Raw genomic sequence first — 25,757 nt, 5'->3', positions numbered from 1 at the left:
AAGAGCGGCCGGCCCTCGTGCATGTCGGAGCGCATGCATGTCGAACCCGCGCCTGTCGGGGGCCGTCGGTAGTGTGGACGGACCGTCCGACCAGAGGGGAGCGCCATCGTGAGCGAGTCACGCCGCAGCGAGAAGGCGACCGCCGTCGCTGCCTGGGAATCACTGTTCCGCGCCCAGGTCACCGTGATGCGGAGCCTCAACGCGGACTTCCCCGGCGGCGAGATCTCCTTCAACGAGTACGACGTCTGCTTCAACCTGTCGACGCAGCCCGGTCGACGCTGCCGCATGCGTGACCTCACCGGCCACCTGCTCCTCACCCAGCCGAGCGTGAGCCGTCTGGTCGATCGCCTGCTCGCCCGCGGGATCGTCGAGAAGCAGCCGGATCCGTCCGATGCCCGCGGCGTCATCGTGGCCCTCACCCCGCACGGGTTCGACGTCTACCGCCAGGTGGCCGTGCAGCACGCGGCGAGCATCGCGCAGCAGGTCGGCGCCGGACTGTCCGACGCCGAACTCCGCACGCTCACCGAGCTCTGCACGAAGCTGCGCCTCGCGGTCGGCACCGCCCCGGGCCGACGGGCCGTCGCGCGGTCGGTCTCCGAGTCGGACCCGGCAGCGGTGTGACCGGCGCACTGGTCTGGCTCCGCGACGACCTGCGGCTGGCCGACAACCCCGCACTTCGTGCCGCGATCGACCACGGCGGCGACGTCACGGTGGTCTACGTCCTCGACGACGAATCCCCCGGCATCCGTCCCGCGGGCGCGGCGAGCCGTTGGTGGCTCCACCACTCGCTCACCGCGCTGGACGGCGAACTGCGTGACCGTGACTCGCGGCTGGTGCTGCGACGGGGTGCGGCCGCCGCGGTGATCGACACCCTCGTCGCCGACACCGGTGCCGACGCCGTGTTCTGGAACCGTCGGTACGGTCCGGCCGAGCGCGAGGTCGACGCCGGCATCAAGAGCGCCCTGCACGACCGCGGCATCGAGGCGCACAGCTTCGCGGCGAGCCTGCTCTGGGAACCGTGGACCGTCCGCACCGGACAGGGCGAGCCGTACAAGGTGTTCACCCCGTTCTGGCGCGCTGCCCAGGCGATGCCGGAACCACGGCACCCGCTCCCGAAGCCCCGCGACCTGCCCGCCCCTGCCCGCGTCGCGAGCGACGACCTGAGCCAGTGGGACCTCCTGCCGACCCGCCCCGACTGGGCCGGCGGACTCCGCGATGCCTGGGAGCCCGGCGAGCACGGCGCACACCAGCGGCTCGAGCACTTCGTCACCCATGCGCTCGAGGACTACGACCAGCGCGACGAACCCGCCATGGCCACCACGAGCGACCTGTCCCCGCACCTGCGCTGGGGCGAGGTCAGCCCGTACCAGGTGTGGCACCGGCTGCACGGAGCGCTCGAGCCCGAGCAGCGCCAGAACGCCTCCGCCTTCCTGCGACAGCTGGCCTGGCGCGAGTTCAACTGGAACGAGTACTTCCACTGCGAGGACATCACGACGGTGAACGTGCGTCGTGAGTTCGACGCGTTCCCGTGGCGGGACGCCCCCGATGCCGAGGTCGACCGGTGGCGCACCGGGACGACCGGGTTCGACCTCGTCGACGCCGGTATGCGCGAGCTGTGGCACTCCGGCGCCATGCACAACCGTGTCCGGTTGGCGACCGCGAGCTTCCTCGTCAAGAACCTGCTCGTCGACTGGCGGGTGGGCGAGCAGTGGTTCTGGGACACCCTCGTCGACGCCGACTCCGCCAACAACGCCGCGAACTGGCAGTGGGTCGCCGGGTCGGGCTTCGACGCGGCGCCGTACTTCCGGGTGTTCAACCCCGACCGGCAGCTCGAGCGCTTCGACCCGCACCGCGAGTACGTGCACCGGTGGGTGCCGTCGGAGGAGCTCCGGCCCGAGCCGATGGTCGACCTCAAGGCGACCCGGCAGCGCGCGCTCGACGCGTACGCCGAGATGCGTCGGTCATGAGCCCGTGGGACACCGCCGTCGCGCAGGTCGACGCGCTCTTCTGTGACCGTGTCGACCGTGGCGTCGCGCCGAGCAGTGCGTGGGGTGTGTTCGACCGGACGGGTCTCGTCACTTCCGGGGGCCACGGCGACCGCGGCGACGGGCAGCGGCCGGACGCCGACACCGTCTACCGGATCGCATCGTGCACGAAGAGCGTCACCGCGGCGACGCTGCTGACGCTGGTGTCCGACGGCCGACTGGACCTCGACGCGCCGATCACCGCGTTCGTCCCGGCGTTCGGCGCGGTGCCCCTGCCCACACCGGACTCCCCCGTGCCGACCGTGCGGATGCTGCTGACCATGTCGGCCGGCTTCCCCACCGACGACCCCTGGGCGGACCGGCAGGAGTCGATCAGCGACGCCGAGCTCGACGACGTCCTGCGCGGCGGTCTGCTGTTCGACTCCGTGCCCGGCACCCGGTTCGCGTACTCGAACCTCGGCTACGCGCTGCTCGGTCGGGTCGTCGCCGTCGTCACCGGCCGTCCGTTCACCCAGGCAGCACATGACACCGTGCTCCGACCGCTCGGTCTCGACCACACGGTGTTCAGCGCGGCCGAGGCGCAGGGACCGGTCGTCACCGGGTTCCGCCCGCACGACGGCGACTGGGAGCCCCTGCCGATGACCGGCCCGGGTGCGTTCTCGTCGATCGGCGGACTGTTCTCCACCGTCCGCGACCTCGCACGGTGGGCCACGCACCTCGGGTCGGCGTCCTCCGATGCTCCGGAACCCGGCCCGGTCTCCCCCGCCGACCGCCGGCTCATGCAGCAGGCGATGCGGGTCGTGCCGTCGTCCGTCGTCCCCGGCTCGTCACGCGCCACGGCCTACGGCTTCGGACTGTTCGTCGAACAGGACGACCGGTTCGGCGAACTCGTCTCGCACTCCGGCGGCTACCCGGGGTTCTCGGCACACATGCGCTGGTCCGCGCAGACGGGTCTCGGTGTCGTCGCGTTCGAGAACGCCACGCAGGCGAAGGTCTCCACCGCTGCCCAGCAGGCACACGACCTGCTCCTGGACGCAACGCGTCCGGCGGCGTCCGACGGGCACGGCGACACGACGACCGGACCGGTGCGCCGCCCCGGCGCCGAGCCGACCATCCGGGCGACGCGAGCCGCGCAGGTTGCCGTGACGGGCCTCCTGGCCGACTGGCAGGACGACGGAGCGGACGTGGTCTGCACGCCGAACGTGGCGATGGACGTCCCCTACGACCGACGCCGGCGGGCGATCGCGGCGGCGGTGGCCGAGGTGGGTGCCGACCTGACCGCCGCTCCCGTCGCGGAGCAGTCGTCGACGCCGTCGCACCTGCGGTGGTGGCTGCCCGGCACCTGCGGGCGGTTGCGCGTCGAGATCCGGCTCGCCCCTGGCGCGGCAGGACGGGTCCAGACCCTCACCGTCGTGGCGGAGCCCGCCGAGCACTGACACACCGGACCCCACGCGACGGGCCGGCCAAGTCCGTGTCGGTGCCGGTCTGGCGACTGCCCGTCACACCGGTGGACGACCACCCACGAACCCGAGTGCTCGGGCCGCGACGCGGGTGCCCTCACGTGCAGCCGCTCCGACGCGCACGGGATCGGTCGCCCAGGCACGCACGAAGCCCGCGGCGAACGCGTCACCGGCGCCGACCGTGTCGACGACCGTGGCCGGCGTCGCGGGGACGCGGTGCACGCTCCGTCCGCGTCGCCCCACCAGCACGCCGTCGGCGCCCACCGTGACCACCACGAGCGGCACGTGCTCGGTGAGTCGCCGCACCGCGTCGTCGAGGTCGGTCGTCCCGGTCAGTTCGAGGGCCTCCTGCCGGCCGGGGAAGAGGACGTCGACGCCGACGAGGGCCTCGAGGAAGGCGGGGGCACCGACCGACCGGACGATCGCTGCCGAGGACGGGTCGAGCGACACCCGGGCAGATCCCGTCCGGGCGCGGGCGACCAGGGACGCGATGCGGTCGGCGCCACCACCGAGCATCGCGTGCCCGGTCAGGTGCACGATGTCCGCGCGTCGGGCCACGGCCTCGGGGACGTCGGCAGCCGTGAGCTTCCCGCTCGCGGCCGGGTCGGACATCGCCGTGCGGCCGCTGTCGTTGCGCACGGACACCACGACCCCGGTGGAGGTCATCGCGTCGTAGCGCAGGTGCGGGCGGACACCGGCGTCCTCCAACGAGCGCTCGTGCCGGTAGACGTCGTCGACGCCGACCCGCGCGACGAGGTCCACCTCGGCACCGAGCCAGCCGAGCCAGGCGGCGGTGTTGCCGGCGGCACCCGTCGGTCGGTGGCGGATCACGGCGGCGGGGTCGTGCACCCCGATGGTGTGCGCGGTCGTCTGCACGAGCACCCCGTCCAGGACGTCGCCGATGACCAGGAACCGTTTTCCGGCGCCACGACGGCGGCCCGCGACCACCCGTCCGGCACGGGTCCCCTCGGGCTGCGACACGGGCACGGAGGCCTCTTGCGGCATGGACATCTGCCCCAGTGTACGGGGAACCGAGTAAAGCTCCGTTTTCGGGACCGCACGGACCCTCGTCGTGGTGGCCAATCGCACTGCCCGACCGGTAACATACGCAATGCCACCATGTGGCGGGTCCTGTGCCCGCCGCCGACGATCCGACGGAGATGCCATGCCCCGGAAGCCCGACCCGACGCTCAAGCCGGCGATCCTCGAGAAGGTCACCCTGCACCTGCTGGACACCAAGCTCGAGGACGTCTCGGTCCGCAGCCTCGGGCGCATCCTGGGCACCAGTGCGTACCCGATCGTCTACCACTTCGGCTCCCGCGACGCCCTCATCGACTCGGTCGTCGTGCACCTGGCGGACACGGTCTGCCACGCTGCGCTCGATCCCGCTGCAGACCGCTCCGCCCTCGCTGACTACTTGGTGACCAGCTTCGGTCGCCTCGACGACCCGCACCGAGCACTCGCGGCCCGGCTCACCTTCGAGCTCGGGTCCGTCGAGGCGATGGACGGCCGGGTCCAGCAACGCGGTCTGCACCGGGACCACGTGGCAGCGGTCGCCGCGTGGTGCCTCGCACACGGCTACGACGCCGAGGCCGCCGAGCGCGTCGCACGCGACGCCGTGACGACTGCCCGCGGTGCCCAGTGGACCGCGATCGTCGACCGCGAGCGCGCCGACACCGACGCCGCGCTCCGGGCGATCGCCGACCGGCTCGCCGCCGGCGCGGCAGTCACCGCGGCGTGATGCACGAACGGGAGGCACGGTGCCAGCTGGCACCGTGCCTCCCGTTCGTCCGTCGGTCGCGTCACGCGACCCGCGATCGGTGGATCAGAGCGTCACGAACGACTGCGACTTCGCGTTGGCGAAGCGCGCCGCGACGTTCTCCCAGTCGACGATGTTCCAGACGGCCTTCACGTAGTCCGCCTTGACGTTGAGGTAGTCGAGGTAGAAGGCGTGCTCCCACATGTCGAGCAGGAAGATCGGCACGAGGCCGAACGGCACGTTGGCCTGCTGGTCGAACAGCTGGAACGTGGTCAGCTTCTGGCCGACGGTGTCCCAGGCCAGGACGGCCCAGCCGGAGCCCTGGATGCCGTTCGCGACGGCGGCGAACTGCGCCTTGAAGGTGTCGAACGAGCCGAAGAACTCGTCGATCGCCGCGGCGAGCTCACCCTCGGGGACCTTCGTGTCCGGGCCGAGGTTGGTCCAGAAGATCGAGTGGTTGACGTGGCCACCGAGGTGGAACGCCAGGTCCTTCTCGAGCTTGTTGATCGCACCGAAGTTGCCCGACTCGCGCGCTTCACCGAGCTGCTGCAGCGCGGTGCTCGCTCCGGTCACGTAGGCCTGGTGGTGCTTGTCGTGGTGCAGCTGCATGATCTTGCCGCTGATGTGCGGCTCGAGTGCGGCGTAGTCGTACGGCAGCTCCGGCAGGGTGTACTCAGCCATGTGAGGTCCTTTCGATCAGTGGGTTGCGGATGGGATTCCGCGGCTCACGAGAGCCGGGAACGATCGGTGAGGGAGTGGAATTCCCGGTTGTGGTAGACCAGCGGCTCGCCGTGCTCGAGGCCGACGACGATGTCGAGGACCTCGGCGACGACGACGGTCGAGCTGCCGATCGGGGTCGTGGAGAGCGGGCGGCACCGCAGCGCGCTCGCGGCACTGGGCAGGTAGCGGTCACCCGAGGGCAGGGTGCCCCAGATCGGGTCGTCAGCGGTCGGGCTGCCGGTCGAGGCGAACCGCCGGGCGAGCGCCACGCTGAGCGAGTCGACCAGGTGCACGACGAAGACCGGAGCGCCGAGCACGACCCCGGCGGACCCGGAGTTCGTGGACAGCGAGAAGACGAGGACCGGCGGGTCCACAGCCACGCTCGCGACGCTCGAGGCGGTGAGTCCGGTCGGACCGTCCGGCCCCTCGGCGGTGATGACGGCGACGCCGGCCGGGTGCCCGCGGAACGCGGACTTGTACGCTTCGGCGATGTTCGCCGGGGCTTCGTCGGGCATGGTGTTCGTCGTCGTTCCTTCGCGCGGGGGTGTGCCGTCACTGGGCGGGCATGTCCCAACGTATGACCTGAACCATGGTTGAGGTCAACGATTCACAGGTTCGACGGCTCCCGGGCGCGCCGTGGCGATGACTTCGTGAGCAGAAATGGTCGGGTCGCGTGGCGCAACCCGACCATTTCCGCTCACGAAGCGGCGCGCGTCAGCGGCTCACGAAGCGGCGCGCGTCAGCGACGCTTGAGCATGACGACGGCACCCGCGGCAGCGATCACCATGAGCACCGCGGCGACGCCGGCCGTGATCGTCACGCCGGAGTCGAACGCCGCCCGCGCCGACTCGAGGAGCGCCTGGCCGGCGCCGCCGCCGAGGGACGACGCGGCGGACACCGCACCGCCGAGCGTCTCCTGGGCAGCGGTGTGCGCCGTCGAGCTCAGGCCGCCCGGCACCACGACGTGCGCCCGGTAGGTGCTCGCCAGGATCGTGCCGAGGACGGCCGTGCCGAGGACCGCACCGATCTCGTACGCCGTCTCGGACATCGCGGACGCCGCACCGGCCTTGTCCGCCGGAGCGGTCGAGATGATGAGGTCGTTCGTGACGGTCTCGGACGCGCCGATCCCGATGCCGAGCAGCACGAACGCGAACGCCAGTGCCGCGATCGACGCGTGGTGTCCGAGGACCGCCACGAGGGCGTACGCCGCGGCCGAGAACAGCAGGGACACCGACACGACCCAGCGCGGTGCGACCCGTGCGACGACCGGCACCACCGCGAGGCCGGCGACGATCGTGAGCACCGATCCGGGGATCAGCACGACGCCGGAGGCGAACGGGTCGAGCCCCGCCACGAGCTGCAGGTGCTGCGCGATGAAGAACAGGAAGCCGGTCAGCGAGAACATCGCCATCAGGTTCATGAGCACGCTGCCGGTGAACGCCGTGCTGCGGAACAGGCGCAGGTCGAGCATCGGCGTACGGGACCGCAGCTGTCGGCGGACGAACGCGATACCGCACACGACGCCGACGGCGAGCATCGCGACGGCGAACCCGCGCTCCTCCGGGTGCACGAACGACTTGATCGCCCAGGCGATCGGCGCCAGCGCACCGAGGGACAGGAACATGCTCGGCACGTCGACCGGCCCGGGCATCGGGTCGCGCGACTCCGGCACGCAGAACGGGACGCCGACGAGCATGAGCACGAGGATCGGCACCGCGACCAGGAAGACGCTGCCCCAGTGGAAGTGCGCGAGCAGCGTGCCACCGACGAGCGGACCGAGGGCGTTGCCGGCCGCGAACATGGTCGACCAGACGGCCAGCGCCATCCGCCGCTCCCCCGCGTCGACGAAGACGTTGCGGATGATCGAGAGCGTCGCGGGCATGAGCATCGCCCCGAACACCCCCATCGCGATCCGTGCGGCGACGAGCATCCAGGCGTCGGTCGCGAAGGCCGCGGCGACGGAGAACAGCGCGAAGCCGGTGGCCCCGATCACCAGGATCCGACGGCGGCCGATGCGGTCACCGATGCTGCCCATCACGACGAGCAGCCCGGCCAGGACGAGCGGGTACGCGTCGACGATCCAGAGCTGCGTGGTGGCGTCCGGGTTGAGCGCACGACTGATCGACGGCAGCGCGAAGCTCAGCACGGTGTTGTCCACCGAGATGAGCAGGACCGGCAGCATCAGCACGGCGAGCGCGAGGAACCGTCGGGCGCGGCTGCCGGTGACGCGGGTGGCGATGGGGCTGGTGAGCAGTGCGGACACGGCGGACTCCTGGGACTTCGAGCCGGACCTGGTCGACGGCGGGCGGTGCGTGGGGCAGACGAGACGGGACGCGGGATGGACACGCGCCCCGTCAGGACTCCGTCAGTGTACCGTCTGGACGGTGATGGTTGCAAATGCAACCATCAAGCGGACGGGAGGCCCGTGGCGGGCGCGCCACGGGCCTCCCGTCCGACGGCTGGTCCCGCCCAGGGCGGGAGGCTGGGGCGACGGCACGACCTGCGTCCGGTGCCGGGGTTCCGGTGCCGGGGTTCCGGTGCCGGGGTTCCGGTGCCGGGGTTCCACAACACGCCGCGTGGTCTCCGCCCGGGTTCCGATGTCGGGCGGCCTGAGCGCCGACATGCCGAGATTTCGGAACCTCGGGGGCAGGCTGGGCCGGCGGGGCGGGGCTGGGCGGGCGGGCGGGGCGTGCGGGCCGGCCGTCGTCAGGCGGAGTCGCGGACCAGCAGGCTGTGGCGCACGGTGCGCTGCACTGCGGCGCCGTGCCGTGGCAGCTCACCGGCGAGCATGCCGAGCGCGAGCGTGAGGGCCTCGCGCGCGACGGCGTCGAGGTCGACCGCCAGGGTCGTCAGCATCGGCGACACCAGAGCGCCGAGCGGCAGGCCGTCGACGCCGACGACCCGGACCTCACCGGGGACGTCGACGCCCGCGCGGCGGCAGGCCTGCAGCACGCCGAGCGCCATCACGTCGTTGAAGGCCAGGATCGCGTCGAGTCGGCGCTTCCGAGCCAGGATCCGCACCGTCTCGTCGGCACCGCACTCGGCGGTGCCGTGCGGCGCGTGCACGAGCTCCGGCAGGTAGCCGCGGCGGCGCAGCGCGTCCAGCATGAGCAGGCCGCGCGCGCTCGTGTGGTCCGGCGACGAGTTGTCGAGCACGACGGGGTGCCGCACCCCGGTCGCCACCAGGTGGTCGGCAAGGGCCTCGATCGCGTCGGCGGGGTCGATCCACACCGCTGCCGTGGGCGGGTCGGAGGACGGGTCGAGCTCGACCATCGGCACGTTGCCGAGGAGCTCGCTCCACCGGTGCCGGCGCGAGCCGAGGTAACCGATGACCACGTCGGTCTGCGCACCGAGCGCCTGGACCATCCGGTCGGCGTCGCTCGCCAGGTCGACGTCGGCGAGCATGACGTTCCACCCCTGCTCGGCGGCGAGCCGGAACACGGCGGACGCGAGCTGGGGCGTGTACGGGTTCCGCAGGTCGTTCACGACGAGCCCGAGCTGGTGGTCGCCGCCGGTCACCAGCCCGCGGCCGAACCGCGACGGCCGGTAGTCGAGCGACGCTGCGACGGCGAGCACCCGTTCCTTCGTGGTCGCGCTGATGCCGGACATGCCGTTCATCGCGCGGGTGACGGTCTGCCGGGACACCCCGGCGGCCGCGGCGACGTCGATGATCGTCGCGCGGCCGCCGGAGTGCGGGCCGTCCGGTGGCGACTGGGTCAGTCGCGGAGGTCCAGCCATGCCACCTGTTCCGGGGTGAGGTCGACGGAGAGGCCCGTCATGGACGATCGGGCTTCCGCGATCGTACGCGGTCCGAAGAGCGGGAACGTCGGGAACGGCTGGTTGAGCACGTACGCCAGGGCGATCGCCGTGGCGGGGACGCCGAACCGGTCGCCGAGCTCCCGCGCGCGACGGAGCCGCTCGAAGTTCTCGTCGCTGTAGTAGCAGCGGACGAGCTCGGCATCGCTGGTGTCCTCCGGCGTCGCACGGCCGGTGAAGAAGCCGCGGGCCTGCGACGACCACGGCAGCAGCGGGACCTGACGCTCCTCGAGCCACGCCTTCGACGCGGCGTCGGTCGCGTGCTCGCAGCCGTCCCACGGCACGTCGTAGGCCTCGGCCAGGCCGAAGTGGTTGCTGAGGACCTCGAACTCGTGCTTCCCGTTCGCCCGTGCGTAGGCGTTGGCCTCGTCGAAGCGTGCCGGCGTCCAGTTCGACCCGCCGTACACGCGGATGCGGCCAGCGCGGCGGTGCTCGTCGAGGACGTCGACGAACTCCCCCACCGGGATGTCCGGGTTGTCGCGGTGCATCATGTAGATGTCCGCGTAGTCGGTGCCCTGGCGCTCGAGGCTCTCGAGCAGCTGCTTCGTCAGGGACTCCGGGTCGCAGAACGGCGTGTGCGCACCCTTCGTGATGACGACAACGTCCTCGCGGATGCCGCGGTTCTGGATCCACTTGCCGAGCCGACCCTCGAGCACACCGCCGCCGTAGATGTAGCCGGTGTCGAAGACGTTGCCGCCCTGCTCGACGAACAGGTCGAAGATCGCGCTGGCGTGGGCGAGGTCGGGCTGGTTGTCGACGCCCATCACCAGGCGCGACAGCCGCTTGCCGACACCCGGGATCTCGCCGTACTGCATGGGGTTGCCGTCCTGCACCCGGAGCGGCCGACCGCTCACGGTGGGGATGTCGGCGGACTCAGCCTCGAACGGGTAGCGCAGGCCGATCGCGGCGCGCCACTTGTCGAGGGTGCGGGCGGTCGCGAGCGACTCGTCGATCGTCATCTGTGCTGCCTCGACCGCACCGGCACGCAGGGCGTCGGTGGTGGCGTCGGCCTCACGTGCGTAGGGGTGCTCGCCGGCGAAGGACAGCGTGCGCGGATCCTCGTCGACGGTGTGCACCTCGATCGTCGGGTCGGCGCCGAGGGTCCACGGGTCGGCGAGCAGGAGGCGACCGCGCGTGCCGTACACCGCGACCGCGTTGTCGTCCTGCACGAAAACCCCGGTGCGGACGGACGCCGTGATGCCGCCGCGGTAGGTCAGCTGCGCGACGGTCCACTCGTCGACACCGGTCGGCCCGAGGGTGCCGGTGGCGGTGAGCTCCGTCGGCTCGGCGACGGCGACCCCGGTCGCGGCCTGCACGATCGCGGCAGCCATCGTCACCGGGTACCCGCCGACGTCGAGGATCCCGCCGCCGGCCGTGTCGACGTCGAACAGTCGGCCGGTCCGCTCACCGGTCCGGAACGCGAACGAGGCGTCGATGTGCGTGACCTCGCCGATCACGCCGTCCCGCACGAGGTCGAGCAGTGCGGCGGTCTGCGGGTGGAAGCGGTACATGAACGCCTCGACCAGCGGCAGACCGGCCTGCCGTGCGGCGTCGGCGAGCGCCATGGCGGTGCCGTGGTTCGGGGCGAGGGGCTTCTCGCACAGGACGGCCTTGCCGGCCTCGAGCGCGGCGAGGACGAGCCGCGCGTGCCCGGTGTGCACGGTCGAGACGTAGACGGCGTCGACGCGCGGGTCGGCGAGGACCTCGTCGTAGGTCGCAGCGGAGACGTCGGCGAACCCGAGCTGCGCGGCTTCGTCGGCGAAGGTCTGCGCCCGCTCGGTGGACGAGCTGCCGGCGGCCACCAGGGCACCACCGCTCGCGGGCAGCTGGGAGAGGAAGCGGCGGGCGATGCCCCCGGGGCCGAGGACGGCCCAGCCGGGGCGGTCGGCGACCGTCGGAGTCGGGGTGCTGGCGGTGTTCGCGGTCTGCGCTGACATGCGGATCCTTGTCGTCTCGTGAACCTTCACGGTCACGACGACGCTAGTGCCACACGCCCGGCGGATCAATGCGGAAGTGCTTGACACGGCGTGTCTCACAGAGGATGCTCTGGACCACTTCGTGAGCGTTCACGGTCGAACGCTCCGGGGACCCGGTATCGCTGTTTCCAACCCGATCTCAACGACGAGAGCAGGTAGTTTCGTGACGTCATCTCCATCGATCAGTCTCAGCAGGCGGGGGTTCCTCGCCGGCGCAGGTGCCCTCGGAGCCCTCGCCACCACCGCCTTGTTGGCCGGGTGCTCCACGAGCACCGCCATCTCCAAGGACCCTGACGAACTCGTCCTCTGGTACTGGAACCGGTCGCTCGACCCGAAGTTCCTGCGGCAGGCCGCCGGGGGGATCGCCGGGCAGGGGTCCAAGCGGCTCCGCCCCGACCTGATCGGCGGCGCCTCGTACGACACCAAGTTCCGGACGGCACTCGCCGGGAACGCGTTCATCCCCGACGTCCTCATGGTCAACTCGAACTGCTGGCTGTACTTCCCCGACGAAGACCTGTTCACCGACTTCGACGACCACGGCGGCGCGGCGAAGCGGGACGAGTACTACGACTGGAAGAGCGCGCTCGGCCGGACGCCGAGCGGCCGGCAGTGCTTCTGGCCCGTCGACACCGGACCGACCGGCCTCTTCTACCGGCAGGACGTCCTGGCGAAGGCCGGGCTGCCGACCGACCCGGACGAGGTCTCCGACGCGATCGCGACGTGGGACGGGTTCCGCTCCTTCGGCGCGAAGATCCGGAAGGGTGCGGACGCCGCGACGGTCATCACCGCAAACCAGCTCTTCAACCAGTACATCTACGCCAGCCCCACGCGGTACTTCGACCGCGACGACCAGCCGGTCTTCGAGCAGGACGACAGCTCGGTGCGGCAGGCGTGGGAGAACGCCGTCGCCTGCGTCCGTTCCGGCCTCACCGGCAACCTGCAGTCCGGCACTGACCAGAACGCCGGGTGGGTGTCCGGCCGGGTCGCAGGACAGATCGAGGGAGCGTGGTGGACGCAGGTCATCCACGACACTGCTCCCGACGCCGCCGGTACGTGGCGGGTCGCCCGGCAACCGGATCGCCCGGGCAACAGCGGCGGGTCGTTCCTCGCCGTCCCGAAGACCTCGAAGGACCCGGCCGCGGCCGCCGCGTTCGCGCAGTGGATCACCTCGCCCGAGGTGCAGTCGCACACGTACAACGACATCCAGCTGTTCCCCTCCACCCCGGCGTCGTTCGATAACGGGATCATGCGGAAGCCCGGCGACTACTTCGGCGACCAGGACCCGCTGGCGTTCTTCAACGCCTCGGCGATGGACGTCCCGGTGACGTACATCTCCAACTCCGAACGGTTCATCGGTGCGTTCGCGACCGAGATCACGAACGTCGAAGCCGGGGGCAAGGACCCGGACCGCGCCTGGCAGGACGCCGTCGACCAGACCAACCGGGTCCTCGACAAGCGGGGGGTCCGCGCATGAGCACCAAGCAGGCACCACCGACCACGAGCATCCCCGCGGTCGTCGGGACCCCGACGTCCTCCATCACCACCGCAGCGACCGGCAAACGGTACGGGTTCCGCCGGTTCTGGCCGCAGTACGTCGCGATCGCGCCGTTCTACGTGCTCTTCCTGGTGTTCGGGCTGTTCCCGATCGTGTTCTCGATCGTGCTGTCGTTCACCGACTGGGACGGGGTCGGCTCCCCCGCGTTCGTCGGTCTGGCCCAGTACCAGTACCTGCTCGGCGACCCGCGGTTCTGGAACGCCGTCGGCAACACGTTCCTCATCTGGGTCATGTCGACGATCCCGATGCTGTTCCTCGCGCTCGTGCTCGCGTTCCTGCTGCACGGCAACATCCGGGCGAAGGGCTTCTACCGCGTCGCGTTCTTCGTGCCGAACGTCACGAGCATGGTCGCGATGGCGATCGTGTTCGGCTCGGTGTTCTCCGACGGCTTCGGCCTGGTGAACGCGGCACTGCGCGCACTCGGCGCGGACCCGGTCGGGTGGCTGTCGTCGTACTGGGGCATCAAGGTCACCATCTCGGTGATGGTGATCTGGCGCTGGACGGGCTACAACGCGATCATCTACCTGGCCGGACTGCAGTCCATCTCGACCGAGTTGTACGACGCCGCCAAGGTGGACGGCGCGAACGCGTGGCAGATCTTCTCGCGCATCACCGTGCCGCTGCTGCGCCCGGTGATCCTGTTCACCCTCATCACGTCGACGATCGGTGGGCTCGGGCTCTTCACGGAGCCGCAGATCCTGTTCAACGGACAAGCGGTGGGCGGCCCCGACGAGGCCGGCATGACGATCGTGCTCTACCAGTACGAGCAGGCGTTCAACCAGTTCGACTTCGGGTACGGCTCGGCGATCGCCTGGGTGCTGTTCCTGTTCTCCGTGGTGTTCGCGATCATCAACTGGCGTCTGCTCAGTGAACGCGACGGCCTGAAGACCCCACGACGACTCCGCGTGGCCCGCACGGTCCGCACCAGCACGAAGGGGGTCGACGCATGACCGCGACACCGACCACGACGACGACCAACACCGCCGCGGCACTCGGCCGACCGGGGGCCGCAGGGAACGACCGCGGCCGCGGGTTCCGCCGCGGCTGGCTCGGGACCGCCGTCACGCACCTCTGCCTGATCATCGGGGTGCTGCTGTCGATCTTCCCGTTCTGGTGGCTCCTCGTGATGTCGACGTCGACGAACGCCGAGATCTTCGGCTACCCGCCGTCGCTCTGGTTCGGGGACAACGCCCTCGCGAACGTGGCGTCCGTCTTCAGCAACGTGGACATGCTGCGGGCACTCCTGAACACCGTGCTCGTGGCCGGCAGCACCGCCGTCCTGGTCATGCTGTTCGACTCGCTCGCTGCGTTCGCGTTCGCGAAGTACGAGTTCCCGTTCAAGCGCACGCTCTTCACCGTCATGCTCGCCACGTTCCTGGTGCCCGGCAGCCTGTCGCTGGTGCCGAGCTTCGTGCTCATGGCGAACCTCGGGTGGATCGGTGGTCTGCAGGCGCTCATCATCCCGGGGGCGGCGAACGCGTTCGGCATCTTCCTGCTCCGGCAGTTCGCCACCTCGTCGATCCCGAACGAGGTCATCGACTCGGCCCGGGTGGACGGAGCGGGTTTCTTCCGCACCTGGTGGTCGGTGGCGGTCCCGATGCTCCGCGGCGGGCTCGCGTTCCTCGGCATCTTCACCTTCATCACCGCCTGGAACGACTACGTCTGGCCGCTCATCGTCCTCATCGACCCGAAGGGACAGACCCTGCAGGTGGCCCTGGCCGGACTGAGCTCGGTGAACGCGACCGACCTCGGGGCGGTGATGGCCGGCGCCGTGATCAGCGTGTTCCCGCTCATCGGCGTGTTCATCATCGGCTCGCGCCACTTCATCGCCAACATCGCCGCCGGAGCGCTGAAGGGCTGACGGGCCGAGTGCCCCGACCGGCAGGGTGCAGGCGTCGCGGGACGGCCCGCGACGCCTGCACCTGCTCGTGCACAACTCCTCCTAGACTCGTGCCCATGGCCAGTGCCCGCGACCGCGTCCTCGACAGCTTCGTCGCCATCGTGTGCGAAGACGGCGAACGTCCCGCGACGCTCGACGCCGTCGCCGCCCGCGCCGGTGTCTCCAAGGGCGGGCTGCTGTACCACTTCGGCTCCAAGGCGGCCCTGGTCGAGGGGCTGTGCGAGCGTCTCTCCGACCTGTCCGCGATCGACGTCGAGCGCATGGCCGAGGCCGAGGACGGTGCCGCCCGCTACTTCGTCCGAAACTGCCTGTTCGTCGGCAGCGAGCTCGACCTCGCGCTCCTCGCCGCGAGCCGCCTGCAGCAGGCCGGCTACGAAGAAGCGGGCCGGACCCTCGACGACACCGAGAACGCGTGGCTCGTGACCCTCGTCGACGCCCTCCACGACGAGCCCACCGCCCAGGCGGTCAAGCTCCTCGGCGACGGCCTGTACCACCAGGCCTCCCTCGGTGCCGCGAGCGACGGTCGACCGAAGCGCAGCACCGTCGACATGGAGGCGCTCCTCGCCGTCGTGGACCGTCTGATCGCGACGAAGCCCGGCGCGTGAACGACCATCCCCGTTCCTGGGGATAGACTTGGCGACGTTCCACTCGTCGACACCCGGAGGTATCCCGTGGGCCGCGTCATCGCCGCTGTTTTCTCGATCCTGCTGCTGCTGGTGTCGATGTACCTGTTCGGGTTCGCGTTCCAGGTCGACTCAGGCCAGGCGTTCATCTTCATGGGTGGCCTCATCCTGATGACCCTCTCCTTCTTCCTGCCGATCCACGTGTTCGGCAAGCGGTAACCACTCCGCCGACGCAGAACGGCCCCGCACCTCTCGAGGTGCGGGGCCGTTCCGAGTGCGGGCGCCGTGTGAACCAGCCGCGCTAGGCGAGCACGCGCAGCGAGCGCAGCGTCACCGCGGTCGCGACGGCGGCGTGCACGGCCTCGGCGCCCTTGTCCTCCTTCGAGCCGGGCAGCCCGGCCCGGTCGATGCCCTGCTGCTCGTCGTCCAGGGTCAGCACGCCGAACCCGACGGGCTTGCCGGTGTCGATCGCCACGCGGGTGAGCCCACTCGTGGCGGCGTCGGACACGTACTCGAAGTGCGGGGTGCCGCCCCGGATGATCACGCCGAGCGCGACCGCGGCGTCGAACCCGGCCTCGAGGGCGGTCTTCGCGACGACGGGCAGCTCGAAGCTCCCCGGGACCGGGAACACCGACGCGGTGGCGCCGAGCCGTTCGACCTCGCGCTGCGCCCCGGCGAGGAGGCCCGCCGCGATCGTGTCGTGCCACTGCCCGGCGACGATGGCCACCCGGATCCCGGTGCCGTCGACGTGGTCGCGGTCCGCCGCGCCTGCTCCGCTCATCGTGCTGTTCCTTCCGTGGACAGGGCAGCTGCTGCCGTTGTCCGGTCTGCCGCGTCCAGCCACTCGACGAGCGCGGCGATGGTGATGACGGGTACGCCCTCGCGCGCCCCGAGTGCGACGAGCGCCGGCAGCCGCATCATGCTGCCGTCCTCGTCGACGATCTCGCAGATCGCCGCGGCAGGCCGGAGCCCGGCTGCGGTGACGAGCTCGATCGCGGCTTCGGTGTGTCCCGCACGTTCGCGGACCCCGCCCGGTCGTGCCCGCAGGGGGACGACGTGGCCGGGGCGGTGCAGGTCGTCGCGCACGGAGGTCGGGTCGGCGAGGACCCGCAGCGTGCGCGCTCGGTCGTGGGCGCTGATGCCCGTGGTGACCCCGACGGCTGCGTCGACGGTGACGGTGTACGCGGTGCCGCGGACGTCCTCGTTGTGCTGGACCATCGGCGGCAGGTCGAGGGCGTCGGCGATCTCGACGCTGACGGGCGCGCAGATGAACCCCGACGAGTGCGCCACGGTCCAGGCGATCCACTCCGGCGTCGCGAGCTCGGCGGACAGGATGACGTCGCCCTCGTTCTCGCGGTCCTCGTCGTCGACGACGATCACCGGGCGGCCGGCCGCGACCGACGCGATCGCGAGTTCGATGCTCGACGAGCCGAGCGTCTGCGGGACCGAGGCGACCATCACCGGGCCTCCGATCCGACGGGCTCGAACGAGCCGACGGGCTCGGACGAGCCCGCGGGCTCGAGCGAGCCCGCGGGCTCGAGCGAACCGACCGCGGCGTCGAGCCGCAGCATCCGGCGCACGTGCCGCGCGAGCACATCGGTCTCCACGTTCACCCGGTCCCCCGGCACGCGCAGGCCGAGGGTCGTGGCCTCGAGCGTCTCCGGGATCAGGCTGACCTCGAACCAGGCGGCGTCCGGCGCGGTGTCCTCGGGCGAGACGGCGCTGACGGTGAGCGAGACGCCGTCGAGCGCGATCGACCCCTTGTCGACGACGAGCGGGCTGAGCGCCGGCGCGAGCGAGAACCGCACCCGCCGCCAGCCGTCGCCGTCCGCGGTCTCGAGCACGGTGGCGGTGCCGTCGATGTGGCCCTGCACGATGTGGCCGCCGAGCCGGTCGCCGACCGACGCCGCGCGCTCGAGGTTCAGGCGGTCGCCCACCCGCAACGCTCCGTGCGCGCTCATGTCGAGCGTCTGCTTCATGACGAACGCGGTGAAGGAGTCGGGGGTCTGCTCGACCACGGTGAGGCAGACGCCGCTGGTGGCGATGGAGTCGCCGTGGCTGGCGTCCGCGACCACGATCGGCCCGCGGACGGTGAGCGCGACGGAGTCGCCGTGCTGCTCGACGGCGGTGACGGTGCCGAGTTCCTCGATGATGCCGGTGAACACTGGTGTCCTCTCAACGGGACTCCGGGGGTGTTCGACGATCGTCGGCATCGACGGACGGGTCGTCCCACGCAGGATGGGTCGTCTCGTCCGCCAGCGCGCCTCCCATCCGGACTCTCACCGTCGGTCCCGGAGTTTCACCGAGTCAACCTCTGCTGGGTTCGCACCCGTCATCAGTTCGTGGACTGTCACCACCGGTTCGGAATTGCACCGACCCCGGAGCGCTTGCGTAGTCGGAACGATACCCCAGACCGGTGACCGACGCGTCGGGCCGGAGCGGGGCACGTAACGGGGCGACGCGGCGCACGACCGGGAGCCCGGGGCGGGCCCGCACCGCGCCTCCCGTCCGCCGCCCGGTCGCGTCCACCGCACCGGCCCGTCGACCGTGCCGCCTCAGCCGCGTCCGCGCGCGAGCGCGACCGCCTGCCGCAGGGACAGGTCCGGCAGGTACGCCCGGACGACCGCGAGGCCGATCGACGGCAGCGCGACCGGGTCGGGGTAGGCGAGGACGAGCGGGTGCAAGTCGGGGCCGAACTTCTGCTTGAACCGGAGCAGCGACCGGAAGCCGTAGACCGGTTCGAGGACTCCCCCGACGAGCTCGAGCAGGCTCTGCACGCCGTCGGTCGGTGCAGCGTTCTCGCCCGCCTGCGCGAGCGGTGCCGCCGACAGGCTGAGTCGTTCGACGCCGTCGTCGCGCATCCGTTCGGCGGCGCTCGCGACGAGGAACTCCATCACGCCGTTCGGCGCGGCCTCGGTCCGGCGCATGACGTCGAGGGTCCAGCCGACGACCCGCCCCTCGCGGTGGCTCGGCAACCAGCTCGTCACGGCGAGCACCCGCCCGGTGGCGTCCTGCGCGACGAGCGTCCGGACGGCGGGGTCGCGCATCTCGTCCACCCCGCCGAGCGTGAAGCCCATCTCGGGGAGCTCGCGCTCGGAGACCCACTCCTCCGAGATCGCCTCGATCTGCCGTGCCGTCGACGGCGGCAGGTCCTGCCAGGACGACCAGGTGGCGGTGATGCCCTCGCGGCGGGCCCGGTTCACGGCGGTGCGGACGTCCTGCTTGCGCTTGCCCGTCGTCGTCCACGTGCGGGGGTCGAGGTCGGCGTCCTCGGCGACCGGCAACGTCGACCACCCCTGCGTCGTGAGCAGCTCGGCCGTCCCGGCGTCGATGCCGTAGAAGACCGTCGTCCACCCGTTGTCGTCGCAGTACCGGGCGAAGTCCGTCATCGCGGCGGCGCGGGCATCCGGGTAGCCGAACGGGCCACCCACGGTGACGGCCACCCCACCGTTGCGCCGGAACGCCACCCCGGCGCGCCCGTCGGCCGCGAACCAGTAGGCGTTGCCGCGCCAGGTCGTCATCCACCCGAAGGTGTCGCCGCCGCCCGCGAGCACCAGCGCCCGGGCCCGTTCGCGGTCGGACCGGGAGCCGTCCGCGTCGGTGTCGGGTTCCACTGCGCCGGTGGGCCGGACCGCGGCGAGCGCGACGACGAACCAGAGCACGGGGCCGGCGAGTCCGATCACGATGCGCAGCGCCGTGCCGAGTGAGGGCAGTTGCTCCCAGAAGGTCAGCGGCGAGAGGGGGCCGAGGGCGGCGACGGCGAGCCGGAGCGGGTCCTCGACGTGCTCCGGGGCCGACGCCGCGAACACCGCGACGGTGCCGACCACGACGGCGACCGCCGCGACGACGGTCACCGCGAAGGCGACCACACGCCGCCGTGAGGGCAGCACGGTGAACGACCGGCGCCGGAGCACGAGGACGGCCGCGGTCGCGAGGGGCACCACGATCGACGCACCGACCGACAGCGCCGTGACGAACTCGTCGGCGGTGCCCTGCAGCCCACCGGCCCGCGCCGGCAGCACCCCGTAGGTCACCGCGGCCGCGACCGCCGTCACCACGTCGACCGCCACCACGAGCCAGACGGCGAACCGGCTGCCCCGGAAGAGCCCGAGGCCGCCCACCACGAGGACGAGCAGCGGCGCGATGGCGAGCAGCAGCGTCCACGGGTCCGTCGCCCGGTACGCGAGCAGCGCGCGGAGGCACTGCCCAGCGGCCCCGTCGGTGCCGCAGCCGCTCACGGGGGTGACCGGCCCGGTGCCGAGCACCGCGGCGATCGGCGCGAGCAATCCGATCCGTGCGCGGGAGACGAGCGCCACCACGGGGCCGATCGCCGACACCAGCACGACCGTCCCGAGCAGGACCCGGGTCTCGCGGTGCGAGCTGCGCACCCATCCGCCGCGCTCCGGGGTGCGGCGGAGCAGCTCACCGAGCACCCACCCCGCGGCGGCGGCGAGCACCGCGTACAGGTCGGAGGCGTGTCCGGCGTAGAGCAGGAGCGCGGCCACGACGGCGAGCGCGTTCACCCGGATGCGTCGTCGCCAGAGCGGTCCGGCGAACGCGCTCGCGGTGACGATCGTCCCGACGATCGCGGTCCAGGGGTCGAAGGCCGTCGCCCGCCCGAGCAGCAGGCCGGTGAGGTCGCGGCCGTCCGTGTCGACGAACGCGGTGAGCGCGCCGGCCGCGGTGCCGACGACCGTGGTGACGACGAACGCCAGGGCGGTCCGCCACGACCCCATCAGCCGCTCGGCGGCACCGACGAGGACGACGACGCCGGCGATCGTGGTGAGCAACGCGACCGCGCCGGTGGACGCCGCGAAGATCCGGAAGGGCCCGTACGAGGCCGGGTCGGCACCGTGCAGCACCCGGACGACGATGCCGAAGACCGCGGTCGCGACCACGAGGAACGTGATGGCGGCCGTCACCGGATGCCGGACGAGGGCGGAGCGCACCCCCTCATGGTGGTGCCGGCCGGCCGTTCGGACAACTCCGGGCACGGTGACGAGGGGCGCCGGCGGTGCGACGCCCCTCGGTCACCTGCTGTCAGCGCGTCCCGTCGGTGTCGACCGCCGAGTGCCGGCGACGGAGCACGAGCGTGCCCGCCCCGGCGAGCAGCAGCAGGAGCGCGAACCCGACGGGGACGACCGGCGAGGTCGCTCCCGTGTAGGCGAGCGCGGTCGCGCCGTCACCGGCGGCACTCACCGTGTCGGCCACCGTCCGAGTGACGGCCGAGATCCCGCTGGTCGCGGCGGCCGTGGTGGTCACCACACCCGCTGTGGAGGCCCGGGTCGGCCCGTCCGCGCCGGTGGCACCGGCCGGGGTGGTCACGGTTCCGGGCACGGTGCCGTCGCCGGCGTCCGTCCCGTCACCGGGGGTCGTGCCCGGGTCCGTGCCGTCGCCCGGGGTCGTGCCCGGGTCCGTGCCGTCGCCCGGGGTCGTGCCCGGGTCCGTACCCGGGTCCGTGCCGGGGTCGGTGCCCGGGTCCGTGCCGTCGCCGGGCGTCGTGCCGGTGGCCGGGGTGGTGGCGGTGCCGTCACCGACGACGCCGATGCCGTTCCCACCGATGGTGATCGGCAGGCTGATCACCGGAACCACCTGGGTGCCGGAGAGCAGGCCACCGTCACCGGAGGTCGACCCTCCGGCGGACGGGGTCGTGCTGCTCGGGGTGGTGCCCGCCGGGGTCGCCCCGACGGTGCTGGTGCCGTCGCCGACGACGCCGATGCCGTTCCCGCCGATGGTGATCGGGACCGCGACCACCGGGGCCACCTGGGTGCCCGAGGCGGTGCCGTCCGCCCCGTCCGTCGTGCCACCGGCAGCCGGAGCCGGACCGGCGGTCGTGCCGGTGCCGGTGCCCGCAGCGGGCGTCGTGCCCGCCGAGGTGCCGTCACCGAGCAGCCCGATGCCGTTGCCGCCGATCGTGACCGGGACGTCGACCAGTCCGCCGACCTGGGTGCCGGAGAGCAGCCCGTCGTCGCCGGACGTGCTCGGCGTGGTCGTGGCCGGAGCGGCCGGTGCCGGCGTCGCCGCCGGGCCGGATCCCGCAGCGGTGCCGTCCCCGAGCACCCCGATGCCGTTGCCGGACACCGTCACCGGGACCGACACGACCGGGGCGACCTGGGTCCCCGAGGCTGTGCCGTCCGCACCCGAGGTGACCGGTGCCGGAGCAGCGGGCTCGGCCGGTGCTGCCGGGGTGGATGCTGCCGGTGTGGCCGGCGTCGTGGTCGACACCGCATCACCGCCGACGGCGACCGCGTTGCCACCGACCGTGACGGGGACGGTCACATCGCCGGCGACCTGGGTCCCCGAGCCGGTGCCGTCCGAACCGGAGGTGGTCGGAGCAGCGGCGGCAGCCGGAACCGGAGCAGGCGCAGCCGGAGCAGGCGCAGCCGGAGCAGCAGCCGGGGCCGACACCGCGTCGCCACCGACGGCGACGGCGTTGCCACCGACGGAGACCGGGGCGGTCACAGCCGGCGCCACCTGGGTGCCGGAGGCCGTGCCGTCGGCGCCCGAGGTCGTCGGCGCGGGAGCTGGGGCCGGTGCAGGAGCGGCGGCTGGAGCTGCAGGAGCCGCGGGCGCCGCGGCGGGCGAGGTCACCGACGACACCGCGTCGCCGAGCACCCCGAGGGCGTTGCCGGTGAGGGACACCGGAGCGTCCACCGACGGAACCACCTGGGTTCCGGACACGGCGCCGTCCGCTCCGGAGGTCGTGGCAGCGTTCGCCGCTGCCGCCCCTCCGAGCGTGAGGCCGCCGACGAAGAGGGCGAACCAGAGCCCTCTCGAGACGTAGTTGTTCATGGTCGTACTCCCTGATCGAGATCGTTGGCCGACCGCGTTCGCGGTCGGTGTGTGTGCGTGCCTGCCGTGCCGGACAGGCGCACCGATCTCAGTCAGGGGCGACGTCGTGCTCGCCGACGACCGATGCGGGGACCGCGTCGTCGGAGAGCGTGCCGCGAGACCCCGCGGCGAGGGAGACGATGTCGTCGGTCGAGCCGACGATGCCGACGGCTGCGACGCCGCCGGGAGTCGAGGTGGCACTGCCCCCGAGGACGCCCGCGCCGCCCTGGCGGTCGGACGGCGCTCCGTGGCCGTCGCCCGGCTCGGGGACGAGCAGGGCGGTGCCGCCCAGCGTCGCGTCCTGCACGGCACCAGCGACGGGGCCGGCGAGCGGTCCGGTCACGAAGGTGGACGGCGTGGTCACGCCCGACCGGCGTCCGGCGTCAGGAACGGACGCTCCGTCCGCGCCCGTCGACGCGACCGTGGGCACGGACGGGGTCCTCGCCGGGGCGGCCGCCAGCGGCGGTCGCGCGGACGGGACAGCCGAGCCGGGCACGCCGGACGGGGTGGTGCCGACGACGACCGGAGGTGCGGGGACGTCGATGACGGGATCCGAGCCTCCTGGCAGGACGCCACCGACCGACGGGACCACGCCCGCGACGACGTCGGGGACCTGTCCGACGATCGTGCCGACACCGCCGAGGGTGTCGTCGACCAGGCCGGTGACCGGAGCGGTGACCGTGCCGAGGGTGTCGTCACCGACGACGGGGCCGACCACCGGGACGCTGCCGACCACGTGGTCGAGCGTGTCGACGACCGTGGTCACGGGTCGCGCGTCGGTGACCGTCTGCACGGTCCCGGTGACGGGGCGCAGCGCCGTCGCGACGGTGTCGGTGACGGGCCGGGAGGCGGTGCCCACGTGCTCGACGACGCCCTGCACCGGGTGCGTGGCCGGCTCGGCCGCAGGGGCGGTCGTGGCCGGCACCGCGGGCGCGGTCGCCGGAGCGGCGGGGGTCTGAGCTGCGGGAGCCGGAGCTGCTGGGGCGGGGGCGACGGGAGCTGGCGCAGGCGTGGGCGCTGCCGGGGGTGCCGGGGCCGACTTCGGGGGTGCCGGTGCCGGTGCTGGTGCCGGCTTCGGAGCTGGCGCAACCGCCGCGCGGACGGGGTCCACGACGCCGCCGACGACCTGTCCGACACTGCCGGACACGTCGTGCACGGTCTCGCCGAGCCCGTCGACCACACCGCTGACGAGCCCGCGCTGCTGCGTCTGGGCGGGCGGAGTGGCCGCGGCCTCGGCAGCCGAAGCCGGACGGGCCCCGAACGCCAGGGACAGCAGCACGAGGGCAGCGAGGGTCCCGACGCCCAGCAGGGCGATCCGGAGCACCGCGAGCCAGGGTGCGCGCGACGTCGTGTCCATGCGCTCACCTCCTGAACTCGGCTGCGCACGTAGAGTGGTTGACCGGCAATGTACGCCGGTCCGTTCCGGAACGCACCCCGTTCTGGAAGAAATTCTCAGGAAAGGCCGTCCGTGGTCTCGATCTTCTCCGCACCGACCCGCAACCTGGACATCGTCACGCTGCACGAGATCCTCCGCCTGCGACAGGACGTCTTCGTCGTCGAACAGGGGGCCGCGTACGGCGACATCGACGGGCGTGACCTCGAGCCCGGCACCGTGCAGTTCTGGGCGGGCCAGGGCTCGGTGGACGCCACGCTCCGCCTCCTGCGCGAACCCGACGGCAGCGAGCGCATCGGCCGGGTCGTCACGGCGGCGCACGCCCGCGGGCAAGGCCTGTCGGGGCAGCTGATCGAGGCCGCGATCGCCGAGTCCCGCTCCGCGAGCATCGCCCTCGGCGCCCAGTCGCACCTCGAGCAGTGGTACGCCCGCTTCGGGTTCGTGCGCTCCGGGGACGAGTACCTCGAGGACCGGATCCCGCACGTCCCGATGACCCGGCAGCGCTGACCGGACCGGCGCGTCAGGCGCGTCTGCGTGGGCGGGCTCGTCAGGCGCGCCAGCGGCGGAGCTCGTCGAACGAGCGGCCCTGCGTGGACCGGTCGGCGACGAGCCGCTCGAACACGATGTTCGTCTGGGTCGTCGCCACCGACGGGTCGCCGCTGAGCTCGTCGGCGACGAAGTCCCGCAGCTGCTCGGTCGACTCGCACGCGATGTGCACGAGGAAGTCCTTGTCGCCGGCCAGGAACGAGACGTCCTGCACGACGGGCACCCGGAGCAGTCGCTTCGCGAAGTCCCGGAGTTCGTGGCGGGCCGCAGCGTGGACCCGGACGGAGACCATCGCCTCGATCGAGAAGCCGAGGCGCGCGATGTCGACCTCGGCCCGGTAGCCGCGGATCACCCCGGCGTCCTCGAGGGCCCGGACCCGGGTCAGGCACGTCGACGGCGCGATGCCCACCGCGGCGGCGAGCCGGTTGTTCGGGATCCGGGCGTCGCCGGCCAGGGTCCAGAGGATGCGCTCGTCGACCTCGTCGAGGCGCGGGGCGGGGTCGGGACGGCGGGCTGGTCGGTCGGACACGGCTCGACGCTACCGCGACGGTGCGAGCAGGGCGCGGAGCGCGTCGTCGAGTGCCCCGGCCACGACGTCGTCGTCGGCCGACGCGAGCGGCTCCACCGCGGTGGACCGCCGGAGCATCGTCATCCCGAGCACCACCGACAGCGCGATCTCGGCCCGGACGAGCAGTTCCTCGGTGACCTCGCCGCCGACGGCCGTGGCGAGCCGTTCCGCGTACCGGCGGAGGGTCTCGCGGCGGATGGCGTCGGCACCGTCGTCGCCGGAGGACCGGAGCAGCAGCATGAGCTGGAGGGAGTCGTCGTCGGTCGGCGCGCGGACCACGTGTGACACCAGGCCGGCCAGCGCGCGCTCGAGGCCGCGCTCGACGGGCTGCTCGACCCCGAGGTCCTGCACCACCCGGTCGAGGCAGGCACGGAACAGCCCCTCCTTCGAACCGAAGTAGCGGTTGATCAGCGCGACGTTGACCCCGGCGTCGGCGGCGATGTCGCGCACCGTCGTCGCCTTGTACCCGTCGAACGCGAACCGGTGCCGCGCCGCCCGCACGAGCAGCAGTCGGGTGGCGGCGGCGTCCTTGCTCATGGTCGAAGCGTACCGGCCCGACCCGGGATGTAAGCAAGTGTTGACATCGCGTGAGAACTGCGTACCCTCGTCAAGTCAGCAATTGTTT

The 25,757-nt window shown here is 72.2% G+C and carries 24 protein-coding genes and 1 riboswitch; of the genes, 10 read left to right on the top strand and 14 right to left on the bottom strand.

The window, feature by feature from the left end; all coding sequences use genetic code 11:
- Positions 1 to 108 precede the first annotated feature (108 nt).
- The 3 genes from EDF51_RS11510 to EDF51_RS11500 are packed head-to-tail and all read left to right on the top strand — an operon-like array spanning position 109 to position 3,421.
- Complete coding sequence (locus EDF51_RS11510; protein WP_123338832.1) at positions 109 to 621, top strand: MarR family winged helix-turn-helix transcriptional regulator; 513 nt, start codon at positions 109 to 111, stop codon at positions 619 to 621.
- Positions 618 to 1,967 (top strand): deoxyribodipyrimidine photo-lyase, encoded by a 1,350-nt coding sequence (locus tag EDF51_RS11505; protein ID WP_134194969.1) that lies wholly within the window; start codon positions 618 to 620, stop codon positions 1,965 to 1,967. The genes EDF51_RS11510 and EDF51_RS11505 overlap by 4 nt, the downstream gene beginning before the upstream one ends.
- Positions 1,964 to 3,421, top strand: coding sequence for a serine hydrolase domain-containing protein (locus tag EDF51_RS11500; protein ID WP_132100041.1), 1,458 nt, complete (start codon positions 1,964 to 1,966; stop codon positions 3,419 to 3,421). The genes EDF51_RS11505 and EDF51_RS11500 overlap by 4 nt, the downstream gene beginning before the upstream one ends.
- Positions 3,422 to 3,484: 63 nt before the next feature.
- Here the strand turns inward: EDF51_RS11500 and EDF51_RS11495 are convergent, their stop codons facing one another.
- A complete protein-coding gene (locus EDF51_RS11495) occupies positions 3,485 to 4,456 on the bottom strand; it encodes a PfkB family carbohydrate kinase (protein WP_165901360.1) in 972 nt (323 codons plus the stop codon).
- A 154-nt stretch (positions 4,457 to 4,610) separates the two neighbouring features.
- Here EDF51_RS11495 and EDF51_RS11490 point away from each other — a divergent pair, with 154 nt between their 5' ends.
- A complete protein-coding gene (locus EDF51_RS11490; protein WP_132100039.1) occupies positions 4,611 to 5,186 on the top strand; it encodes a hypothetical protein in 576 nt (191 codons plus the stop codon).
- 84 nt (positions 5,187 to 5,270) lie between these two features.
- On the opposite strand, the gene EDF51_RS11485 is transcribed toward EDF51_RS11490, so the two are convergent.
- From EDF51_RS11485 to EDF51_RS11465, 5 genes are all read right to left on the bottom strand, one after another.
- Positions 5,271 to 5,885, bottom strand: a complete 615-nt coding sequence (locus EDF51_RS11485; RefSeq protein WP_134194967.1) for a superoxide dismutase — start codon at positions 5,883 to 5,885, stop codon at positions 5,271 to 5,273.
- Positions 5,886 to 5,929: 44 nt separating this feature from the next.
- Complete coding sequence (locus tag EDF51_RS11480; RefSeq protein ID WP_111084301.1) at positions 5,930 to 6,439, bottom strand: flavin reductase family protein; 510 nt, start codon at positions 6,437 to 6,439, stop codon at positions 5,930 to 5,932.
- Positions 6,440 to 6,663: 224 nt separating this feature from the next.
- Positions 6,664 to 8,187, bottom strand: coding sequence for an MFS transporter (locus EDF51_RS11475; RefSeq protein ID WP_132100038.1), 1,524 nt, complete (start codon positions 8,185 to 8,187; stop codon positions 6,664 to 6,666).
- Between the two features lie 443 nt (positions 8,188 to 8,630).
- A complete protein-coding gene (locus EDF51_RS11470) occupies positions 8,631 to 9,662 on the bottom strand; it encodes a LacI family DNA-binding transcriptional regulator (protein ID WP_123672380.1) in 1,032 nt (343 codons plus the stop codon).
- On the bottom strand, positions 9,641 to 11,677 hold the full coding sequence (locus EDF51_RS11465) for an aldo/keto reductase (protein WP_123292074.1): 2,037 nt from the start codon (positions 11,675 to 11,677) through the stop codon (positions 9,641 to 9,643). Before EDF51_RS11465 ends, EDF51_RS11470 begins: the two co-directional genes overlap by 22 nt.
- A gap of 202 nt (positions 11,678 to 11,879) precedes the next feature.
- Here EDF51_RS11465 and EDF51_RS11460 point away from each other — a divergent pair, with 202 nt between their 5' ends.
- The 5 genes from EDF51_RS11460 to EDF51_RS19900 all read left to right on the top strand — a co-directional run bounded on the left by EDF51_RS11460 (position 11,880) and on the right by EDF51_RS19900 (position 16,013).
- Positions 11,880 to 13,190, top strand: a complete 1,311-nt coding sequence (locus EDF51_RS11460; protein ID WP_243692434.1) for an extracellular solute-binding protein — start codon at positions 11,880 to 11,882, stop codon at positions 13,188 to 13,190.
- Complete coding sequence (locus tag EDF51_RS11455; protein ID WP_132100037.1) at positions 13,187 to 14,221, top strand: sugar ABC transporter permease; 1,035 nt, start codon at positions 13,187 to 13,189, stop codon at positions 14,219 to 14,221. The genes EDF51_RS11460 and EDF51_RS11455 overlap by 4 nt, the downstream gene beginning before the upstream one ends.
- Positions 14,218 to 15,132 carry a carbohydrate ABC transporter permease gene (locus tag EDF51_RS11450; RefSeq protein ID WP_123292072.1) on the top strand — a complete coding sequence of 305 codons (915 nt, stop codon included), beginning with the start codon at positions 14,218 to 14,220 and terminating at the stop codon, positions 15,130 to 15,132. The genes EDF51_RS11455 and EDF51_RS11450 overlap by 4 nt, the downstream gene beginning before the upstream one ends.
- Before the next feature lie 95 nt (positions 15,133 to 15,227).
- Positions 15,228 to 15,776: a TetR/AcrR family transcriptional regulator gene (locus EDF51_RS11445; protein ID WP_123292071.1), complete on the top strand. Its 549-nt coding sequence runs from the start codon at positions 15,228 to 15,230 to the stop codon at positions 15,774 to 15,776.
- 66 nt (positions 15,777 to 15,842) lie between these two features.
- Positions 15,843 to 16,013, top strand: a complete 171-nt coding sequence (locus tag EDF51_RS19900) for a hypothetical protein (protein ID WP_159574085.1) — start codon at positions 15,843 to 15,845, stop codon at positions 16,011 to 16,013.
- 82 nt (positions 16,014 to 16,095) lie between these two features.
- Here EDF51_RS19900 and ribH read toward each other — a convergent pair whose 3' ends face one another.
- The 6 genes from ribH to EDF51_RS11415 all read right to left on the bottom strand — a co-directional run bounded on the left by ribH (position 16,096) and on the right by EDF51_RS11415 (position 23,982).
- Positions 16,096 to 16,575, bottom strand: coding sequence for a 6,7-dimethyl-8-ribityllumazine synthase (gene ribH / locus EDF51_RS11440; protein ID WP_123292070.1), 480 nt, complete (start codon positions 16,573 to 16,575; stop codon positions 16,096 to 16,098).
- A complete protein-coding gene (ribB, locus tag EDF51_RS11435; protein ID WP_123292069.1) occupies positions 16,572 to 17,252 on the bottom strand; it encodes a 3,4-dihydroxy-2-butanone-4-phosphate synthase in 681 nt (226 codons plus the stop codon). Before ribB ends, ribH begins: the two co-directional genes overlap by 4 nt.
- Positions 17,252 to 17,959 (bottom strand): riboflavin synthase, encoded by a 708-nt coding sequence (locus EDF51_RS11430; protein WP_131879339.1) that lies wholly within the window; start codon positions 17,957 to 17,959, stop codon positions 17,252 to 17,254. Before EDF51_RS11430 ends, ribB begins: the two co-directional genes overlap by 1 nt.
- Positions 17,960 to 18,049: 90 nt before the next feature.
- Positions 18,050 to 18,184, bottom strand: a riboswitch (FMN riboswitch).
- Positions 18,185 to 18,349: 165 nt separating this feature from the next.
- A complete protein-coding gene (locus tag EDF51_RS11425) occupies positions 18,350 to 20,743 on the bottom strand; it encodes a DUF2156 domain-containing protein (RefSeq protein WP_134194965.1) in 2,394 nt (797 codons plus the stop codon).
- A 91-nt stretch (positions 20,744 to 20,834) separates the two neighbouring features.
- A complete protein-coding gene (locus EDF51_RS11420) occupies positions 20,835 to 22,586 on the bottom strand; it encodes a hypothetical protein (RefSeq protein ID WP_134194963.1) in 1,752 nt (583 codons plus the stop codon).
- Between the two features lie 88 nt (positions 22,587 to 22,674).
- Positions 22,675 to 23,982 carry a hypothetical protein gene (locus EDF51_RS11415; protein ID WP_131845724.1) on the bottom strand — a complete coding sequence of 436 codons (1,308 nt, stop codon included), beginning with the start codon at positions 23,980 to 23,982 and terminating at the stop codon, positions 22,675 to 22,677.
- A gap of 111 nt (positions 23,983 to 24,093) precedes the next feature.
- Here EDF51_RS11415 and EDF51_RS11410 point away from each other — a divergent pair, with 111 nt between their 5' ends.
- Positions 24,094 to 24,525, top strand: coding sequence for a GNAT family N-acetyltransferase (locus tag EDF51_RS11410; RefSeq protein ID WP_134194961.1), 432 nt, complete (start codon positions 24,094 to 24,096; stop codon positions 24,523 to 24,525).
- Positions 24,526 to 24,565: 40 nt separating this feature from the next.
- Here the strand turns inward: EDF51_RS11410 and EDF51_RS11405 are convergent, their stop codons facing one another.
- Both EDF51_RS11405 and EDF51_RS20435 read right to left on the bottom strand, forming a co-directional pair.
- Entirely contained in the window at positions 24,566 to 25,093 is a 528-nt protein-coding gene (locus EDF51_RS11405) for an Lrp/AsnC family transcriptional regulator (RefSeq protein ID WP_123292064.1), read from the bottom strand.
- Between the two features lie 9 nt (positions 25,094 to 25,102).
- Positions 25,103 to 25,669, bottom strand: coding sequence for a TetR/AcrR family transcriptional regulator (locus tag EDF51_RS20435; protein ID WP_123338818.1), 567 nt, complete (start codon positions 25,667 to 25,669; stop codon positions 25,103 to 25,105).
- Positions 25,670 to 25,757 lie beyond the last annotated feature (88 nt).

It is taken from the genome of Curtobacterium sp. PhB25 (assembly GCF_004365375.1).
In the GTDB taxonomy this organism is placed as follows: Bacteria; Actinomycetota; Actinomycetes; order Actinomycetales; family Microbacteriaceae; genus Curtobacterium.
Note: the sequence above shows the minus strand (reverse complement) of the source record. Positions and strands in the feature narration are given on the sequence as shown.

Bases quoted from the DNA above. Each gene is read 5' to 3' on its own strand.
- EDF51_RS11470 (WP_123672380.1), bottom strand. From the start codon at position 9,662: ATGGCTGGACCTCCGCGACTGACCCAGTCGCCACCGGACGGCCCGCAC.
- EDF51_RS11500 (WP_132100041.1), top strand. From the start codon at position 1,964: ATGAGCCCGTGGGACACCGCCGTCGCGCAGGTCGACGCGCTCTTCTGT.
- EDF51_RS11465 (WP_123292074.1), bottom strand. From the start codon at position 11,677: ATGTCAGCGCAGACCGCGAACACCGCCAGCACCCCGACTCCGACGGTC.
- EDF51_RS11485 (WP_134194967.1), bottom strand. From the start codon at position 5,885: ATGGCTGAGTACACCCTGCCGGAGCTGCCGTACGACTACGCCGCACTC.
- EDF51_RS11415 (WP_131845724.1), bottom strand. From the start codon at position 23,982: ATGGACACGACGTCGCGCGCACCCTGGCTCGCGGTGCTCCGGATCGCC.
- EDF51_RS11420 (WP_134194963.1), bottom strand. From the start codon at position 22,586: ATGAACAACTACGTCTCGAGAGGGCTCTGGTTCGCCCTCTTCGTCGGC.
- EDF51_RS11495 (WP_165901360.1), bottom strand. From the start codon at position 4,456: ATGTCCATGCCGCAAGAGGCCTCCGTGCCCGTGTCGCAGCCCGAGGGG.
- EDF51_RS20435 (WP_123338818.1), bottom strand. From the start codon at position 25,669: ATGAGCAAGGACGCCGCCGCCACCCGACTGCTGCTCGTGCGGGCGGCG.
- EDF51_RS11490 (WP_132100039.1), top strand. From the start codon at position 4,611: ATGCCCCGGAAGCCCGACCCGACGCTCAAGCCGGCGATCCTCGAGAAG.
- EDF51_RS11480 (WP_111084301.1), bottom strand. From the start codon at position 6,439: ATGCCCGACGAAGCCCCGGCGAACATCGCCGAAGCGTACAAGTCCGCG.
- EDF51_RS11445 (WP_123292071.1), top strand. From the start codon at position 15,228: ATGGCCAGTGCCCGCGACCGCGTCCTCGACAGCTTCGTCGCCATCGTG.
- EDF51_RS11455 (WP_132100037.1), top strand. From the start codon at position 13,187: ATGAGCACCAAGCAGGCACCACCGACCACGAGCATCCCCGCGGTCGTC.
- EDF51_RS11450 (WP_123292072.1), top strand. From the start codon at position 14,218: ATGACCGCGACACCGACCACGACGACGACCAACACCGCCGCGGCACTC.
- ribB (WP_123292069.1), bottom strand. From the start codon at position 17,252: ATGGTCGCCTCGGTCCCGCAGACGCTCGGCTCGTCGAGCATCGAACTC.
- ribH (WP_123292070.1), bottom strand. From the start codon at position 16,575: ATGAGCGGAGCAGGCGCGGCGGACCGCGACCACGTCGACGGCACCGGG.